The sequence below is a fragment of the Maledivibacter sp. genome (genome assembly GCA_025210375.1).
In the GTDB taxonomy this organism is placed as follows: domain Bacteria; phylum Bacillota; class Clostridia; order Peptostreptococcales; family Caminicellaceae; genus JAOASB01.
Window position 1 is genome coordinate 34,941 of record JAOASB010000019.1, and the last position, 19,776, is coordinate 54,716.

The 19,776-nt window shown below is 32.4% G+C and carries 13 protein-coding genes; 2 read left to right on the top strand and 11 right to left on the bottom strand.

From position 1 onward, the window contains the following. Positions 1 to 3: 3 nt before the first annotated feature. Positions 4 to 4,893, bottom strand: coding sequence for a cytidyltransferase (locus tag N4A68_06230; GenBank protein ID MCT4563903.1), 4,890 nt, complete (start codon positions 4,891 to 4,893; stop codon positions 4 to 6). A gap of 255 nt (positions 4,894 to 5,148) precedes the next feature. Here N4A68_06230 and N4A68_06235 point away from each other — a divergent pair, with 255 nt between their 5' ends. Continuing rightward, a complete protein-coding gene (locus N4A68_06235) occupies positions 5,149 to 5,568 on the top strand; it encodes a hypothetical protein (protein MCT4563904.1) in 420 nt (139 codons plus the stop codon). 372 nt (positions 5,569 to 5,940) lie between these two features. Further along, positions 5,941 to 7,641 (top strand): ABC-ATPase domain-containing protein, encoded by a 1,701-nt coding sequence (locus N4A68_06240; GenBank protein MCT4563905.1) that lies wholly within the window; start codon positions 5,941 to 5,943, stop codon positions 7,639 to 7,641. 22 nt (positions 7,642 to 7,663) lie between these two features. Here N4A68_06240 and N4A68_06245 read toward each other — a convergent pair whose 3' ends face one another. From N4A68_06245 to N4A68_06290, 10 genes are all read right to left on the bottom strand, one after another. Beyond that, entirely contained in the window at positions 7,664 to 7,927 is a 264-nt protein-coding gene (locus N4A68_06245; GenBank protein MCT4563906.1) for a hypothetical protein, read from the bottom strand. A gap of 662 nt (positions 7,928 to 8,589) precedes the next feature. After that, positions 8,590 to 9,450, bottom strand: a complete 861-nt coding sequence (locus tag N4A68_06250) for a YihY/virulence factor BrkB family protein (protein ID MCT4563907.1) — start codon at positions 9,448 to 9,450, stop codon at positions 8,590 to 8,592. 471 nt (positions 9,451 to 9,921) lie between these two features. Then, a complete protein-coding gene (locus tag N4A68_06255) occupies positions 9,922 to 10,653 on the bottom strand; it encodes an ABC transporter permease (GenBank protein MCT4563908.1) in 732 nt (243 codons plus the stop codon). Continuing rightward, the gene (locus N4A68_06260) at positions 10,646 to 11,566 is read right to left on the bottom strand and encodes an ABC transporter ATP-binding protein (protein MCT4563909.1); all 921 of its coding nucleotides are present in this window, start codon (positions 11,564 to 11,566) and stop codon (positions 10,646 to 10,648) included. The genes N4A68_06255 and N4A68_06260 overlap by 8 nt, the downstream gene beginning before the upstream one ends. Positions 11,567 to 12,189: 623 nt before the next feature. Continuing rightward, a complete protein-coding gene (locus N4A68_06265) occupies positions 12,190 to 13,242 on the bottom strand; it encodes a galactose mutarotase (protein ID MCT4563910.1) in 1,053 nt (350 codons plus the stop codon). A 15-nt stretch (positions 13,243 to 13,257) separates the two neighbouring features. Beyond that, positions 13,258 to 14,772 carry a UDP-glucose--hexose-1-phosphate uridylyltransferase gene (gene galT / locus N4A68_06270; GenBank protein MCT4563911.1) on the bottom strand — a complete coding sequence of 505 codons (1,515 nt, stop codon included), beginning with the start codon at positions 14,770 to 14,772 and terminating at the stop codon, positions 13,258 to 13,260. Positions 14,773 to 14,783: 11 nt separating this feature from the next. Beyond that, positions 14,784 to 15,770: a UDP-glucose 4-epimerase GalE gene (gene galE, locus N4A68_06275; GenBank protein MCT4563912.1), complete on the bottom strand. Its 987-nt coding sequence runs from the start codon at positions 15,768 to 15,770 to the stop codon at positions 14,784 to 14,786. 13 nt (positions 15,771 to 15,783) lie between these two features. After that, positions 15,784 to 16,956 (bottom strand): galactokinase, encoded by a 1,173-nt coding sequence (locus N4A68_06280; GenBank protein MCT4563913.1) that lies wholly within the window; start codon positions 16,954 to 16,956, stop codon positions 15,784 to 15,786. Positions 16,957 to 17,124: 168 nt separating this feature from the next. Next, positions 17,125 to 18,324, bottom strand: coding sequence for an ROK family transcriptional regulator (locus N4A68_06285; GenBank protein MCT4563914.1), 1,200 nt, complete (start codon positions 18,322 to 18,324; stop codon positions 17,125 to 17,127). A 69-nt stretch (positions 18,325 to 18,393) separates the two neighbouring features. Beyond that, positions 18,394 to 19,446 carry a P1 family peptidase gene (locus N4A68_06290; GenBank protein MCT4563915.1) on the bottom strand — a complete coding sequence of 351 codons (1,053 nt, stop codon included), beginning with the start codon at positions 19,444 to 19,446 and terminating at the stop codon, positions 18,394 to 18,396. Between the last annotated feature and the right edge of the window lie 330 nt (positions 19,447 to 19,776).

Below are 19,776 nucleotides of genomic sequence, written 5' to 3' on the forward strand. Positions count from 1 at the left end.
CCTCTACTCTTTACATATCGTATATTCAAGACGTTCTAAAATGGTCAAGTCGTTTTTCAGATAATGGGATGGATTAAGCTTTAAATCATAGTTCATATTTTCACCGTGATCGGGGCATCTTGGGTAAATAAATACTTCTCCTAAATGTGCCAGGGTTAAACTTCTCTCATTTATTTTCTGATACTCAGCCTCTAGAACCGTTAATATTTCTATAGCATTTTCTATACTAACCTTTGATAGATTGTATATTGCTTCATTAGAGGTTCCTTTGATAAATGTAGGCGAAGTATATGGCAGTATCAGATTAATTGATGGAACAAGATTTCTCTTTGGATAGACCCCTCTCCAAAGAGTATCCCCACCTATATATGGATACATGGCGCTTTCATTAAACCAAACATTTAACTTTGGTATGAAATAAGCAAAATCAACCTCTCTATCCTGCATATCCATAAGTTCCTTACCCCGTCCTGATAGTATTCCCGTAAAAATTTTTTTAACCTCCACATTAACCTTCTTGAGTATTGGATCTAGGGCTTTTATTCTATAGCCTTTATGCAAAAGGTCATCTACTAATATTAGTGGCCTATCAAATGAACTGATCATTTTAACCTGATTTTCTAGATTCATATAATATGGATATGCACTTATATCATATTCCTTAGCATCAGGCCAAAAATATTTTTCAGTATGCATAGATTTTGTTATAGTATTGGGTATTATATATCCCTTTAGAATTTGTCCGAAGGGAACACACATGTCTTCACCTAATTTTCTAGGTATGGTCGGAATAGTAGGAACCCCATTTTCATCACATATCTTTTTTATGAGGTTTTCATAAACCATTTGCTTATCAATAGCTAATACTAAATTCCCAGGATAAAGGTCTACGATAGCTTTCTGAAGTCTTTTTCTACAGTGATTTATCACATCTGTTACCTTTAAATTGCTAACAAAGGGTTCTTTAATAAATGTTTCAACCCCCAGATATAGGGTGCATGGAGCTATCATACTCACTGCAAAAACGGGCTTCTTAGGATCACACTCCGGTACTAACTGAAATCCCTGGAGCTGTACGGCTTCATGCAGGGTATCACAGGAATATCCATCTATTACATTTCTAAAGATTCCATAGGTATAGTCCTTTGCTAAAGAAAAAGCAAGGGTTTCAGTAAGTATGATTTGTTCTAAATTAGATATATGGGAATCCTTATTTACAAATATTCCATCTATAAGAATGATTCTACCTACATAATTTTTACGTATATATTCTGAAACAATGTTATCTTGAAATTCCTTAAAAATCATGTTTGAACGTATCCAATGAAAAATTGAAAAACCTAGTATTTTACCATTATTCTTTATATCCCTGAGAATCATTACCCTTGGCCAAAGCTTTTTGAATATATTTTTCAATATATCATAGGACTTTTCATTATATTTAGATAAAAATGTAGTCAATTGAGTCAAAAGATTTTCCGATATACCCTCTACAACCTCTACGGAAATAGATTTAGTTTGAATAAGAGTCTTGTATTGAGGTTCTCTTCTATATAAGCTGTTCTCATAAATATATTTTTGTACTAGTGGATCGACCAAACTGGATATATCCCTATTTTGATCTATGTAATTTCTAATCTGAGTAGAACTTATGTCTTCATATTGAAAGGATAAGGATAATCTTATTACATTACCTTTTATTTCATTAATTATTTTATCAAGATCGGAATCACTACTTTCTGAAACATAAAGGTTTTTTCTATCAAATACTATATGGGAAAAGGATAATATGGATTCCTCCGCATACTTCTTATATGCCGATGCGTTTAATACTACATCACTTCCTGCAACAATGTGAATATCTGTCATTGGAAAGGCAGTACGTAATTTTTCCAAATCTTTGTCATTTGCAATGTTTATCTGAAAATCACTAGGGAATAAATGTATACCTAGTTCATCGGCAATAGACATCCTAATAATATTTCTTCGTATTAAATTAGGCTGTGTTCTCTTAGACCATGAGAATTCATCAATAGCTAAATAAACTTCAAAGCCCAAATTTCTTATTTCTCTGGCGATTTCCTTATGACTCAAAGAAAATGGATCAAAGCTTCCAGGGAAAAAAGCAATTTTTCTTTGATCGTCAAGTTTAATAGGCCCATTATAAAATTTGTAGTCTGAAATAAATCTATAAATATGATTTAATCCTGCGGAATTAGTTAAAAAGTATAATTCCCTTGTTTCTTTTCGGTTTCCTAGTAAAGTAAGAATCTTTTTTGCAACAAGCTTGAATATATTGTATTTTCCCTCTAAACTTAATTGCTTGGACCCAAATATGTCTATACCAATAACGCTAAATGCCACTTGCCTTACTTGCATGTTGTTGTTTACGAGTCCATTCAATAATATTCCTAGCATCTTTATATATCTATCATTGTATGATTTCTCCGTTTCATCAAAGAAATCCTTATATTTAGGATAATTGGTTATACATATACTGATGGTCTTTAATAAAAGGCATATTACATTGGGACTTGACTGTCTTATCTTCTCTATAAAGTCACATATTAATTCATCTAGTTCAACGGGCTGTAAATAAAGCATAAGTCTTCCAAGATAGTTAGTTATATATTTTGTAAATTGATAACCTTCTATTTCTAGGGCCCTTAAAAGCTCTACTACAATATCATTTCTTTGATCAAATGGTAAATTAGGTACTATTTTAATCAAAGCTTCTCCGCCTTTATTTCTTACATTTTCACTGGCACTAACCTTTAGAAGGTTACAAAAATGCATAGCAGTATGTATACCCATATTATCTAGATTATTTAAGGTGTGTTCCATTATAAGCTCTACTTGATATTTCTTTGTGACCCAATCAGTTGCTGTCTTGAGATTACTCAAGAACATGCTTGGCATTTTTTCTTCATCCCTATTACAAAACTCCTCATACTGTAAAACTACTGAATGATCTAGTTCAAGGAGCTTAGCAATCTTTAACTTTAAAAAGTTTTCTACAGCAAACCCAGAATATTTTATATCAAGACCAAAGTCCTTCTTAATAAAATTTAAAGTTCTAGAATTCCTATCTAGCTTAGGTATTAAATTATATATAGTTTCGAGGGCCGATAATCTCAGATCATTATTTTCCCCATAAACGTTATCCCTTATATAATCCAGCAAATTTTCAATTTCATATTCTTCGCATTCATTTACAGGAATGTACTTTGCGGTATTTAATATATTTAACTTTAATTGATGACTTTGCTTCATATCCTTTTTATAATACTTTAATAGGACTTTTATGAAATCCTTAATTTGGTGCTTAGGACAATTGGAAAATAATGATGCCACCATTAATTTCATGCTTTTTCCGATCCATCTTTGATGTGTAGGAATAATCTGTCTACTTGGAAATAGAAATAAATTTAGATAATCGTCAAACAACTCATAGGCAGCATATCCCGGAGGCTCTAACACCACATTTTCTGGCACTTCTTTTCTATACACCTCATCAAAGGTAGCAATCAAGGCTCCAATAATGTTGGCACACTGGATTCTAATATCATCCTCGGGATGAACTAGTTGCTCATATAAAAATCTTACGGTTATCAGTTTCTGTTTCTGAGTAAGATATGTTGAATATTCCTGAAAACCATTTAAATAGCTTCTTAAATTATTGGTATCTTCTTCACTTCGCGCCTTTTCTATTATGGAGTTTAATGAAAATTCATCTCTTAGCTTATACATAAGATTTATATTATGGGTTATAGAAAGATATTTAAGATTTTTTATTATATCCTTTCCTCGCATCAGTGAATAGTATTTTTTCCTTATTTGTGATTTTTGAAGGTTTGTTTTCTCAGGCTTAACATCTACATTTATTCCTAGATCAAGTATATAATCTTCAAAGTCTTTAAGCTTAGCATATACCCTTGAGTACCTTTTTTCCTTTGCTTTATCAAGGTTATCTAGTTTATTTAGAACCACATCAAAGGATTCCTGTAGACTATATATATGCATACGATTTTCTTTTTTCTTTACTCTAAAATCTGAATATATCAATACAAGACTCTCAAGGGATAAATTTTCCAATTCCAGATCCCAAGTTGAATGATTGATTGCAATATTTCTAATATATGTTATATTATGCTTCTTAAACCATACATCAGTATAATAATAGTGATAATATGGAACTCTTTTTAACTCTGCTCCCTTACATCCAAACTTACCTATATCATGTCCAGCAGCAGAACCCGAAACCCTTCCCAAATCTATTGACACTCCTGCAGCCTTTAATTGTCGTCCTATAAAAAGGGCTAAATAATGTACCCCAGAAATATGCTGTAGAGAACTATAGCCCATAACCTCTTGGTTTAGCTTCATCATCTCATATACATATTCATCCTCAAAGGCCCTTTTGAAATTTTTGTACTCTTCAATATTTTCAAGCTCATTCTCTTCTTCCTTAGCTAAAAAATTAAGGGGATAGTTACTCTCCCAGCTATTATCACCGGATATTTTTTGGCTCTCCAATACGACCTTTAAAACTTCTAAATATAATATGCAGGCATTGTTTAAATTTCCATAAAGTCTTATGGTAACTGCATCTGGGAAGGATCTGCTAAGGGCATATTGATAAACATAGAAAAGCCAGTCCTCAGGTAGCTTACCCTTCATCAAATACTCTATTAATTCTTTACATAAAACTAGTACTGCTTTACATGAATAATCATTATGTATAACTATTTTATTTACTTGATATTTAAAATGATCTGATTTTATATGCTTCTCTACAATACCTGAAGATAACGATATCTGCTTTAATACCCCTTTGTCTAAAAGACTATCACAAATTTTTCTATACAATTCATTTGCAAAAGAACCAGTCATTTTCTTCCTCCTCGTCCTTGATATACGTGCTAGAAATTTCTAACTTTATTATAACATGTTTTATAGAATAATAATTTACTTAGTAAATCCTATCTGCATTTATAGATGCGGGGTATTGTGGAGTATAGGTCGATGAATTCCAAGGAATTTTTTGCTGTATTTATCATAAATATATAGTTTATAAATCATTCACAATTTCTTTTTCTATACATATTATGATATTGTATAAATTTTATTATTCCCTATGGGATATTTATGGTAAAGGAGCGTGTAGAGGTGTATCATTACGATGATAACTATATATACTATTGCGAAAAAGAAGCTGAGAAAATGTATCCCGATAATTATAACAAGATATATCCTTATGTAAAAAGAAAATGTAACGAGAAAGATGTGGAAGATGACACTAACATGAATCCATTTCCAAGCCAAGAAACCTTTGATGAAATGGTAGATGAAATCTATGATGAATTTCAACGTGACAATAGTAACGGATCAAATTCAGGAAAAAATCATAATCTTATGAGAAGATATGACGGTTACCTTGGCAGAGATCTCGTATCTGTATTACTTCTTAGAGAATTATTAGGTAGAAGGCGGGGAAGACGTAGAAGAAGACGTAGATACTATGGTGGTTATGGTGGATATGGTGGTTATCCATACCTTGGATACTAATAATATAATCATAGTACCTATAGCATTTTATATTATTATAGAAAAGCTTATTGGCGTTTCCTTAGGCATATGGAAAAATAAACAAGTAAGATTACTAGTTTATTTTTTGAATATGCCTTATTTACATTATTATTCCAAACCCATGGGATAATAACTGTTCCCATGGGTTTAGAATATGTATATAGAGATTCCCAAGTAAATCTTTATAAGTAGTTATTTCATAGTATAATATATTTAACCCATATAAAGATAAACAACTTCAAGGTTTAATATATTTCAAAGAAAAAATGTAGAAGCGTTCATTATTTTCTCTGAAATATATTTTAAGTCTTAATGTTGTTTATCTATATTATACTTTAGGAGGTCAGCACCTTGAAAAATCATAGGGATTTTCATGATAAACTTTTGCAAATCGATGGCAAAGGCTATAAAGCATATAAAGAAATTAGAGGTCAGTATAAATTTGATGATTACGTATTGTCAATAGATTCTGTACAAGGTGACCCCTTTGCTTCTCCATCAAGGGGAAGAATAATAATATCTCAAGATATGGCTAAGTTTCCATCAACACTATTTGATGGAATCCATAAAAATATCGCAGTGTGTGATTTTCTTACTAGACTTTTTTCCCATAGAATATATAAATACTATACCAAGGTCAAGGGTTCTGGAAAAAGTGGATTATTAACTGTGGACAAGCCTGGTCAGGAGATATTACGTAGAACCTCAGTAGTTATAGATGATAAACATTTAGAAGCAAGATTTGAAGTGGGGCTACCTGCGGCTGGAAGAAGGGTTTTGGGAAGAGAAGCCATTAAAATATTTTTTGATGCACTGCCTAAAATCATTGAATATTCTCTATACTATAACAATATCAATACAGCCGCGCTAAAAAAACATGTTGATTTAGTAGTAGATCAATATTATTTAAGGAATGAATTAAAGAAAAAAGGAGTTATTTCGTTTATTGCCAATGGTTCAATTTTACCTAGAGAAAGCGGGGTCTCAGATAAACCCCTAACTAATGGCGCTATTCCCTTTGTGAGTCCTAGACATCTTGAAATCGAATTTGACCTTCCAAACAAAGGGAAAATCAAAGGAATGGGTATCCCAGAAGGTATTACATTAATCGTTGGTGGAGGTTATCATGGTAAATCCACAGTTCTAAAGGCACTAGAGAGAAGCGTATACGATCATATTGAAGGTGATGGTCGGGAATTTGTAATCACCACAGATAGGGCCATTAAGATAAGGGCTGAGGATGGACGAAGAATTGAAAAGGTCAATATCTCTCCATTTATAAATAATCTTCCAAATGGTCAAGACACAGAAAGATTTTCAACAGAAAATGCCAGTGGAAGTACTTCACAGGCTGCAAATATAATGGAAGCCCTTGAAATTTCTACTGATCTTTTGCTGATTGACGAAGACACATGTGCAACAAATTTTATGGTTAGGGATAAAAAAATGCAAGAACTGGTTACAACGGATAAGGAACCCATAACACCTTTTATCGATAAAGTAAGATTTCTATATGAAAACCTGAATATATCAACTATTATGGTGGCTGGCAGCTCCGGTGACTATTTTGAGGTAGCAGATAACGTCATAATGATGGATAAATATATACCCTACGATGTTACTGATAAAGCAAAGCAAATCATCAAGGATTATAGTAAATCCATAACAAATGGCTCCTTTTATACCAGCAGTCCCCATAGATTACTTTTAAGTTCAAGTTTTCCCAAAAATCATAAAGGGACAAAGATAAGGGCAAAGGGTCTAAGCACAATTATTTACAACAAAACCGAAATAGATTTGAAATATTTAGAACAGCTTGTAGATAGCAGTCAAACAAACTGTATATCAGTTATTATTGAATACATATCCAAGAACTTTTCAAACAATAAATTGCCTATTTCTACTGTTGTTGACAAAGTATATGAAACTATCGAAAGTAAAGGTCTAGATGCCATATCATCATTTACAGGTCATCCTGGGAATCTAGCCTTACCTAGAAAACATGAGATAATAGCTACCTTAAATAGATTTAGATTACTAAAAATAAAATAGAAGGGGAGATGCCCCTTCTATTTTATCCCATATAGTCATGTATATGATAATTAGCCAGTAGGTTGTTTCTTTTTTCTAATATTTCTTTTATTCTTTGATCCTGCTTAGCTCTTTTAGCTAGTATTTCTCTTTTTCTATCCATGTCTTTTTTGATAGAAATATTTATATCAAAATGACCTATATTCATTGCCATATTAATTAACGACATCTTTATCTCCTCCTTGAGATTTCTCTTGCAATCTATTAATACCGAATTCTCATATTTTATTACAGCTTTATTAATCACTGAAACCACCTCCATAATTAATCCTGACTTCTAACTTTTGTTATGCTAGTTTTCCATCACCATCATAATTATTACCTCCCCACGTTCAAAATATCTATATGAAACAAAGGTGTCTAGTGACACATTTGTAGTCCAAAATATGCCTTTTAAAATTTTAAAGGTTTATATGCAACAAAAAAACCATAGGCAGTAATACCTATGGCATAGTTAAACAAAACAACTATAATCCTCATATGACATTGAATTGTATATTATTTAATAATTTAACACTAAATTCTTTACAATACAAAAGCCATAGGTATTTTATACACGACCTATGGCTCTAATGTTCTATTTATTATACAAAACTATTAGTATTAATCAGCGGAATAGACCAACTGTTTTGAGACATACGCCGTGCAAAATAGATATTTGATTTTTTCAACATATGATAATAAATATACTATCGTTGAATTCGAAGCTTTACATCCGTTAAATAACATTTTCATATTACGTACCATTTGTACACGACCTCCTTCTTTAAATAGTTTATTAGTCACTTATTATTATATTCCATATATTTCTTGTTTATTATATTACGTATTTGTAAAAAATGCAACCCAATTCCTATTTTGTAATATTAGTGTAATATTCCTACAAGGCTTAGTTATTAGTAGCTCTTCTCACACTTTTATGGAATCCTCTTTTCTATTAAGCTCCTTATAAATTCCATATAAGCAATTCATTTCTCCCCCAATAATTAAAATAACTCCACTCAAATATAACCATATCATTAAAACTATTATGGCTGTCAAACTCCCATATACTATTGTATAGTTTCTAAAATTATTAACGAAATAAGAAAATCCGAGGGATATGGCAATCCAACCAAAAATTGCAAAGCAAGTGCCTGGAATTATTTCTTTAAATTTTGTTCTTACGTTTGGTGCAACTAGGTATAGGGAACCCAAAACTAAGAAAAGTATAAATATTATCATTACCCATCTTAGATAATACCAAAGCTTAATAACAAAGTTCGTGAGTCCAATAAATTTAGATAGCCATAATAAAAAATCCATTCCCATATTAGGTATTGTCAATGCTAAAACTATTGAAAATGCTACTAAAACTGTAAAAAGCATGGCAAGAATTCGCTTTTTAATAAATCCCCTTGTTTCTTGAACTTCATATGCGTTATTTAGTCCATTAATTAGTGCATTTATTGCTCTTGAAGCCGACCATATAGCTGCCAAAATAGATATTGATAATACATTTATACTCCCCGTAGGCAGCAATGCTTTTACATAATCATTAATGATAATTATCACTTCTTTTGGTACAACCTTCGACAAGATATCAAAGGCCCCATCCAAGGATATGGAAAAATGGCTTAAGATTGCTATGAGGAAAATTAAAAAGGGAAAAAGGGATAGTAAAAAAAAGTATGCTAATTGTGCCCCATAGGCAGAAATGTTATGGAATTTAAACCTACTTACTATTTCCTCAATCATAAATGGTAATATTTTATTCCGCTTCTTATACATAATTCTACCTCCAAGGGTATATTCAATGCTTCCATTCTTATAATATTTATTACACTAAAGCTCGTTTAAGACATATAAGACTATATACCCTATGTTTATTTTATATTATATCTAATTATTGCCTAATATGCATTTGTTAAAAACAAATTAATTTTAAAGGACTTTTGAAAAAAAAGTAGAATTATATCATAAATCAACTAACTTTAAGGAGGTTTACTATGGAAACTAAGCTATGATTCAGCAGATATCCAGATTTTTATGAATTCTGGAAATCGCTAGACTCCTATGAAAAAACAATAGATGAGGACACAGTTATATTTATGGATAAAAACAATAGGTTCCTTAAGTTTTTTTCGGGGCAATAAGTTCTAAGTTTGTAAGTTCAGGGCCTTAAGATTTAGGTCATTCTGTTAGGAATAAAAATAAAAACTGACCGTCTATTCCGTTTGTTTATAGATGGTCAGTTTTTTACTATTGTATATCTAATCTATTAAAATATATTATACAAGCTGCCAGAGAAATGATAAAAGTTAATGTTATAGAAGCTATAGAATATGATATAGGGTAATAAAAATCCTTTGGAGATGTTGAAAGAAGATAAGTCAGTGCCCATGGAAACAATTCCCCAAACTTAGTATCCGTAAGAACCAAGCTTGATATGGTAACAAAAATGCTAAATCCCATAGAAGGAATGTAGCTCTTAAATATTAAAGTTATAAATATAGTCACTGGCATCAAAGCAAAACATAGGACCCCAGTTAATAAATATATTATTAAATATTCACTTATCAGTTCTTTACTAAATTTAATAAACAATCCCATGTAGTTTAAAAAAATAGATATTCCGAAGTTAAATAGTACAAGTAAAATAATCCATACAAATAGAATTATCATTTTACTAATAATCAGCTCTGTTCTCCCAGTTGGAATAGTTAACATATTCCCATATGTCCCATCTTGATATTCTCTATTAAAAATATATGTAGCTATTAGTCCAAACATCATTGGTGCTATTAAAACTGCAAAAAATATGTAACATTGCTCAAAATATCTTTGGGCACTAATATCTAAGGGTCTATTGGCTTTTAAGCTCAGAAATATTAAGTAATTAAGTATTGGAGCTACTGCTACACCAAACAAGCTAACCCATATCATAGTTGATCTCTTTAACTTTAACATCTCAATATTTAACGTCCTAATCAATTTTGTCACCACCAGTCAGCTTAATGAAATAATCCTCAAGATTATCTTCACTTAACCCTAACTTCAGTACATTAATATCATTTGCAACAAACATTTTATTAATTATACTAGTCATTTCATAATGGGAATATATCCTTATGGTATTCTCTTCGTGGACTTCATAATCAGATAATTTCAATTCTCTCTCTAGCAGCATACAAGCCTTTGAATCATTAGAAACTTGAATCTCTATATATCTTCTATTTTTCTTTCTCAATTCATCAAAGGATATCTCTTCTAGCACTCTTCCATTATGAATTATTCCTATTCTATTCGCCAATCGTTGTACTTCACTCAATATATGGCTAGATATAAATATGGTGATGTCTCTTTTCTCTGCCAAGGATTTTATCAGTCTACGTGTATCCTTTATACCTATTGGATCTAAACCATTTGTTGGTTCATCAAATATAATAAGCTCAGGATTATGAATGATAGCCCTCGCAATTCCCAAACGCTGCTTCATTCCAAGAGAGTATTTTTTTATTAACTTATTTCTTTCATCCCACATTCCAACTATATTTAAAGCCTCTTCTATTGCATTCATCTTCTGTACACCTAAAAGTCTAGTATTTATTTTTAAATTTTCTGCCCCCGTGAGATTTGGATAGAAGCCTGAGAATTCCGCTGCAAAGCCTACCCTTTCTAGAATGCTATATTTCGATTTTTTAAGATTTTCACCGAAAATTTCAATCTCCCCTGAAGTAGGTTTTATAAGTCCTAAAAGCATTTTTATAGTAGTGGTTTTACCCGCTCCGTTTCTACCTAAAAAACCATATATTTCACCTTTCCTTACGGTAAGATTTATATTGTCAACGGCTCTTAGCTTCCCATAGTATTTAGTTAAGTTATTTGTTCTTATAATAATGCACATATAGTCCACCTCCCCTTATGCTACTATAGTTATTTTAAGGCACATGAAAAAAATAAACAAGTCAGATTGCTAAGTAATTTCGATTATTATCTATGTACTTTATCGTGGGCATACTAGCCCTATGTAAGGGATGAAGTAACGACAAAAAGAATTAAAAGGACGGGTAAGAAAACTAGTTTGTTTTTTAAATGTGCCTAAACCCCATAGCAATATATTAATCCATAGAATTTACAGACTAATTAACAGATTCTTAAAAAACTCTTAAAACATCATTTGTAAATTGAGCAAATTGCATAATTACCTTCTGCAAAACTATCTACTATAATATAGTTAAGAAACCTTAAGAACTATACCATCAAATATGCTTATATCTTAAGCAATTAAATATAGGATGATATTCGCATATCAGGCTTAGCCAAGTAAGAGTTATGCAATTTCCTCAATTATAAAAAAAGAAATCAGAAAAGAATTTTTCTTTCCTAATTTCTTTTTATAATAAAAAATTAAAGAGGGATCACAGAGAGAGAGTTCCAGGTAAATCTTAATTTATACATCTCAAAATATCCGATGTTTCTGGGGATTTTTGATATGTATAAATTAAAGTTTTGACTGGAATCTCTATATCATTTATTTATGTAAAATCTATATTTTGTATGAGCCTCATATTTTTCCCCAGGTCCATATATTTTTGTTGGAAAATTATCTTGATTTATTGAATTAGGATAGTCTTGGGTTTCAAGGCACAAACCTATATGCTTCTTACATTTTTTATTCCCACCCAATATTAAATCTTCTTCCAGTCCATTTCCCGAATAAAATACTACTACTGGCTGATCTGTTATCACTTCTAGTATTCTACCACTTTTCCAATGCTCAAGCTTTGCTGAGAATCCTTCCCCACTATTTAATAAAAAGGGGTGATCGTATCCTCCACAAAGTTCTAACTGCTGAACTTGTTTATTTATATCCTCACCGACCACTTTAGCATCTCTAAAATCAAAGACAGTGTTTTCTACATCGAAAAGCTCTCCAGTGGGAATTACCTCACCATCTACATATGCGACTTTATCAGCATTTATAGTTAGTTTATGCCCTAATATATCTTCCCTTAAATCGCCTGAAAGATTAAAATAGGAATGGTTTGTGAGGTTAATAATTGTATTTTTATTTGAAATCCCACTATATTTTATTTCAAGTTCATTATTATTATTTAAAATATAATTTACATCTACATGTAGATTTCCCGGGAAACCTTCTTCTCCATCAAGGCTCAAAAACGACATTTTGATACCGATATAGTCATTTCCTTTTATACATTCTACGTTCCATAAAGCCTTATCAAAGCCTTTATCCCCTCCATGCAGATTGTTTTTTCCATCATTTTTCACCAGTGCATACTTTTGTCCATGGATTTCAAATTGTGCATTGGATATTCTACCTGCAATTCTTCCAATTATTGATCCAAAGTAAGGTGATTTTTCTTCATAGTCCTTAATATCATCGAAACCTAACACTATATTTTCAAGGTTCCCTTCTTTATCGGGAGCCATTATTTCCGTTATAGTTCCTCCATAATTCAGCACATTCACTGTAAATTTATTATCATTTATCAAGCTATATTTTATTACTTCTTCACCACTTTTTAATCTTCCAAAGCTACTTTTTAAAATATCCATAATTATTCAACTCCACTAATTATTTATACTTTCTAAAAATTTAATAAAAGCGCTCCTACCTTTATCATTAACCTTAAAAACTCCAGCATGTTCAAGGACAGACATAAACTTCTTACCCACTTCTTCCCTTAGGATGATGTCCACCCTACTTTTATCAATATCTTTATATTTTTCCTTCAAATAATTAAACCATTGTATATGTTTTTTTAAGGACTCTTCTTCCTCGATATTTTTCCCAGGATTTATTAAATATTGACTTAATATATTTAATTCGTCCTTTAATCTAGCAGGTAATACCGCTAATCCCATTACCTCAATTAAACCAATATTTTCTTTTTTGATATGATGTACATCATTATGGGGATGAAATATTCCCAATGGATATTCTTCACTAACCCTATTATTTCTGAGAACTAAATCCAGTTCAAAATCCCTTTCCCTTCTTCTAGCAATAGGCGTTATTGTATTATGGGGTATGTCGTTGGTATGGGAAGATATATGGACTTCTTCATCACTATAGGCCTTCCATTTCTCCAATATAATTTCTCCTAGCTCTGAAATTTCATATCTATTAGTGCCCCTTAATCGGATCACAGACATTGGCCATTTCACAATCCCAGCTTTTATATTAGGATAATTATGGAATTTAAAGTTTTTTTCTAATGGAGCCTTTTCCATGGCGAATTCATAATTACCTCCTTGAAAATGATCGTGGGAAAGGATAGAACCTCCAACAATAGGCAAATCTGCATTTGACCCAATAAAATAATGGGGAAATTTTTCTATGAATTCCAGCAACCTATCAAAGCTTTCTTTAGATATTCTCATTGGCTCATGTTTGCCTTTAAATATTATGCTATGTTCATTGTAATAGACATATGGTGAGTATTGTAAAAACCACTTTTCATCTTTTAATGTAAGTGGAATCACTCTATGATTCTGTCTAGCAGGATGATTAACCCTCCCGGCATAGCCTTCATTTTCCCTGCATAGTAAACATTTCGGATATGAGGTTAATTTTATGTTTTTTGCCGCAGCAATAGCTTTGGGATCCTTCTCAGGCTTAGAAAGATTTATGGTAATATCCAAATCCCCATATTTAGTTGATGTCTTCCAAACAATGTTCTTGGCTATTCTATCTGTTCTTATATAATTTGAGCTTTTACTTAAAGCATAGTAATACTCAGTAGCTTTTTGTGGTTCTACCCAATACTTTTCATAAAATCTTTTTACCACCTCAGATGGCCTAGGCATAAAACAATTCATTATCCTAGTATCTAAGAGGTCTTTATAGACAGGTGTATTGTGTTTTAATACCCCTATTTCATAGGCCCAACCTAATATATTTTCTAAAATATCCCTAGGTGAAGCTAGGTTTTCATTTATACCCTCAACTTCCTTGTAATCTTCTAAACCTAAAACATCTAGAAGTAAATTTTTAGAATAGGAAATATCATCTTCACCGATTAACCCTTTATTCAATGAATAGTTAATTAGTCTTTGTATTTCTAGGTATATATTACTAGGCATTTTCTCACCTCTTAATCTTCAAATCCATTTGGTTTATTTTGATGCCATGTCCACGCACTTCTAATAATATCTTCTATATTGGTGAAGCTTGGATTCCATCCTAATTCATTCCTAGCTTTTTCAGATGATGCCACAAGCTTAGCGGGATCTCCCGATCGTCTCCCAGTAATTTTTACGGGGATAGGATGCCCTGTAACTTTTCTAGCCCCTTCAACCATTTCCTTAACCGTAAAACCTTCTCCATTCCCTAAATTGTAAATTGAACTCTTGCCACCTCTCCTTAATTTTTCTAAGGCAAGTATATGGGCATCTGCCAAATCACTCACATGTATATAATCCCTTGCACAGGTTCCATCATGGGTATCATAATCATCACCGAATATTGAGATATGTTCCCTTTTACCCAAAGGAACTTGTAGGATTAGGGGGATTAGATGTGTTTCTGGATTGTGATCCTCACCTATTTCTCCGCTTATATGGGCTCCTGCCACATTAAAATATCTTAGGGAAATATATTTTATTCCATATGCACTATCTGCCCATTTGAACATTTTTTCCATGGCTAGCTTTGTCTCTCCATAGGGATTTGTGGGCTGGGTCTTATACTCTTCCAATATTGGGATATTTTCTGGTTCCCCATATACAGCGGCGGTAGATGAAAATACTATATTTTTTACATTATGTTTTTCCATAGCTTCTAGTAGCCTTAGGGTCCCATAAACATTGTTTTCATAATATCCCAGGGGATTTCCCATACTTTCCCCCACCAATGAATTAGCAGCAAAATGTATTACTGCCTCTATCCTATTTTCATTAAATACTTTGTTCAAAAATCCTTTATCTCGTATGTCACCATTACAGAATTTGGCTTTTGGATGAATTGCGCCCTCATGTCCTGTTTGTAGGTTATCTACTATAAGAACTTCTTCTCCCTTATCAATAAGCTCATATACTGTATGACTACCTATATAACCTGCACCACCACATACTAAAATCATACTATCACCCCGTCTACTTTAGTTCCCTAGCTCCATCACCGATTGAAGCCACATAAAATTCAGCCCCATAACCAATTATATCTTCATATCTTCTACCCACATTCTGAATGAATTCTTCAACTTTGTTATTTTCAACAATACTAACTGTACATCCACCAAAGCCTGCACCAGTCATTCTAGAACCAATAACCCCCTCCTGCTTCCATGCCAACTCCACTAGGGTATCTAGTTCCTTTCCCGTTACTTCATAATCATCCCTTAGGGATATATGGGAAGCATTCATGAGTTTGCCAAATTCCTTTAAGTCCCCTTTTTCTAAAGCTTCAACAGCCTTTATGGTTCTTTGATTTTCATATACAGCATGCTTCGCCCTTTTTCTATCTATTTCATTAGTTATTATGCTTCTATTTTCTTCAAACTCTTCATTAGTTAACTCTCCTAGGGAAGCTATATTAAGTTTTTCCTGTAGCTTAGCCAATGCTCTTTCGCATTCACTTCTTCTTTCATTATATTTAGATTCAACTAAACCCCTACTTTTATTTGTATTTGCTATTATTATCGACGAATCCTTTAAATCTATGGTTGAGTATTTGTATTTTAAAGTATTACAATCTAGTAAAATGGCTTTTCCCTTTCGCCCCATACCGCTTGCAAATTGATCCATAATCCCACAGCTGACCCCTATAAACTCATTTTCAGCTTTTTGACTCATTTGTACCATAGTGACCATGTCTACCTCGAGATTAAATAGGGCTTTAAGCATAACAGAAGTAGCCAACTCCAATGCAGCCGATGAAGATAGTCCTGAAGCATTGGGGATATCTCCCAAGAATACAGCTTCAAAACCTTTATCAATTACAAATCCATTATCTTTAAATATCTTTATTACTCCCTTAGGATAATTTGCCCAATCATGCTTTTCTTCATATAACAAGTTTTCCAGGGTAAATTCAATTATACCAAGGTCATTTAAGTTCTTAGAATACAGTCTAATTTTATTATCTTCTCTTTTCCTTGCTGCTACATATGTACCAAAGCTTAATGCGCATGGAAATACATGTCCTCCGTTATAATCGGTATGTTCACCAATAAGATTTACTCTACCCGGTGCAAAAAATGTTTTCACTCCTACACTTTCATTAAATACATCAGTAAAATCCGTTTTAATATTCTTAGCTAGATTCATGATGTATCCCCCTTTCTTTTTTTAGTTAATAAACAAAGATAATAAAAACCTATGAATACGTCTTTAGTTACAAATTGCAAATAAAAGCTGTTATAGGGATTTCAGTATAACTTAACTTATACTATGAAAACCCTATATAATCAAATTTTTACTGTTTAAAGCTTAATATTAAACAGTAAAAATATCCCTTATGATTAAAGTTGCTGCACCTACTATCCCAGCATTTTCTTGGAGGTGAGTCTCTCCTATATATAAATTTTTAAGATTGTTGTCTATGCTTTTCTCTGATGCAGCTTTCTGAATCTCATCAAAAATAAATTCCCTTGCCTTTGATACTCCTCCTGCTAATAATATCATCTCTGGATTTAGGATGTTTATAATCATTGAAAGTCCATTCCCTATGTGGCTACCCGTCTCCTTAAGTATTTGTATTGAAAGCTCATCACCCTGTAGGGCCTCTATATAAATTTTTTCTGATGTAATATCATCAATGCTCATCCTATTAAGAATGCTGCTATTTTTACCATCCTTCACTTTTTTGATAAATCTATTCACAATCCCAATTCCCGATGCTACCGCCTCAAAGCATCCATACTTACCACATTGACATTTTATTTTTTTATTAGTTATACTTACATGACCTATTTCTCCTGCTCCAAAATTCATACCTGTATATAAATTATCATTTAAATAAATTCCTGCACCAATACCTGTTCCTATATTGAGAAGAACAAAATTTTTTGAAGCTTTAGCCCTCCCAAACCACTTCTCTCCAAGGGCCATTACCCTACAATCATTATCAATTATTATTGGAACCTCAAATTCTTTTTCAAATATACCTACTATATCTATATCATGCCAATTAAAGGCTGGTGCATATATAGATAGACCTTTCTCACTATCTACTTGACCATGAATTCCCATACCTATTCCTATTATCTTATTGAAACTGTCATCGTAACCCTTGACTACTTTGTAAATACACTTCTTCATTATTCCAATAACTTGCTCTTCATTAGTTTCTATTCCGTAATCCAAAATCACCTTATTTATAACATTCCCATCAATATCAATCAATCCAGCTGTGGATTTCTTTATCCCCATATCTACTCCAACAACAAAAATTTCACTACTATTTAGCTCTAAAAGTATAGGTTTTCTTCCTCCACTGGATTCACCGCTTCCAACCTCTCTAATTATTTTCTGATTTAAAAGATCAGAAACATTACTAGAAACAGTGGCGGGATTTAAACCTATCTTTTTTGAGATATCAGCCCTTGATATAGGGCCTTTTTCCCTAATCACATTCAAAATTGAAACCGTATTTATCTTTTTTATTAATTTTTTATCGGCTCTATTTATATTCATTGTTCAACCACGACTTTCTTTAGTTAGTAAATAAAGTTAATTTTAATATATCATAGTATGGGTTTTGTGTCAAAGTATATATTCTATGTATTCTCTCAATGATTTTCTTATATGCCCATCCCTTCCTTCAGTGGTATCAGCACATATAAGGGCATTTAATATAGCTTCTTCAGTAGCTTCTTTAACCCCTCTAAAAACATCATTAATCTTGTTCTCATTAAGTGCCTTAATATCTATTACAGCCTCTTCTTCATAATGCTTTATCCTATTAGCCGTAGTGAAGCCTATTACAACATCTCCACTGCCATTTCCCCAAAAGGACCCCGTTCTACTCAGTCCAACCCCAGCTCTTTTGCAGATTCTTTTTAACTGCCTATGGGTCATAGGTATATCCGTTGCCAGTACCATTATTATTGACCCCTTATCTTCTTCTATTATATTACTCTTCTCTTTTTGGGCTATTATTTTTCCTGCCTCTACTCCATTTATTATTAAATCCTCCTTAGCTCCAAAATTGGACAGCACCAATATTCCTACAGTAAATACATCGTTACCTATTTTAACAAGCCTTGATGCTGTTCCAATTCCTCCCTTTAATCCAAAACAAGACATCCCCGTACCAGCACCTACTGCACCCTCACAAAATTCCTCATCTGCATTTTTTAGTGCCTCAAACACATGCTCTCCCTTAACATGCATCCCTCTTATATCATTTAAATACCCATCATTGCATTCACAGACTATGGGATTGATAGTACCAGTTGAAATACCTATATCCCCATTATCCTTTAACATATGCTGTACTAAGGCTGAATGGGCAGTTCCAACACTAAGGGTATTTGTTAATATCAATGGAGTCTCTATATTCCCTAACTCTTCAAGCTGTATAGTTCCAGCTGTTTTTCCAAATCCATTTATCACATGGCCAGCAGCCACAACCTTTTCTTTAAATAAATTTCCTCCGTGGGGTAGTATTGACGTTACTCCAGTCTTTATTGGTCCATCATTCAAGGTTACATGCCCAACCTTTACTCCTCCAACATCTGTAATGGCATTTCTTTGTCCTGTCTCCATTTCACCTATTATGATTCCATAGTCTCTTATCCGCTTTTGTTCCTTCATTACCTCATCCCCTTTTTTATATGAATCCCAATAAGTCCTTTACATTTTGCCCCCTTCAACGCCTTAGAAGTATGGCCTATGTAAAGAATCAATTTTTAGCAGTTGCTATAAACTATAATATAGAGGTTGCCCTAGTTTTTCAAGAATTTAATATAGAGGTTTTAACTTAAAGTTTTGACTGGAACATCTATAATTTCTTAACCATACCCTACTCTTAAGCAATTTATTCCTTTTTTTGTATTTATTACTTGACATTTCGAGACTACAGTTGTAGTATGTAAATGTACTACAACTGTAGTCTCGATTTTTTTTATTATTTTTTATGGCAAA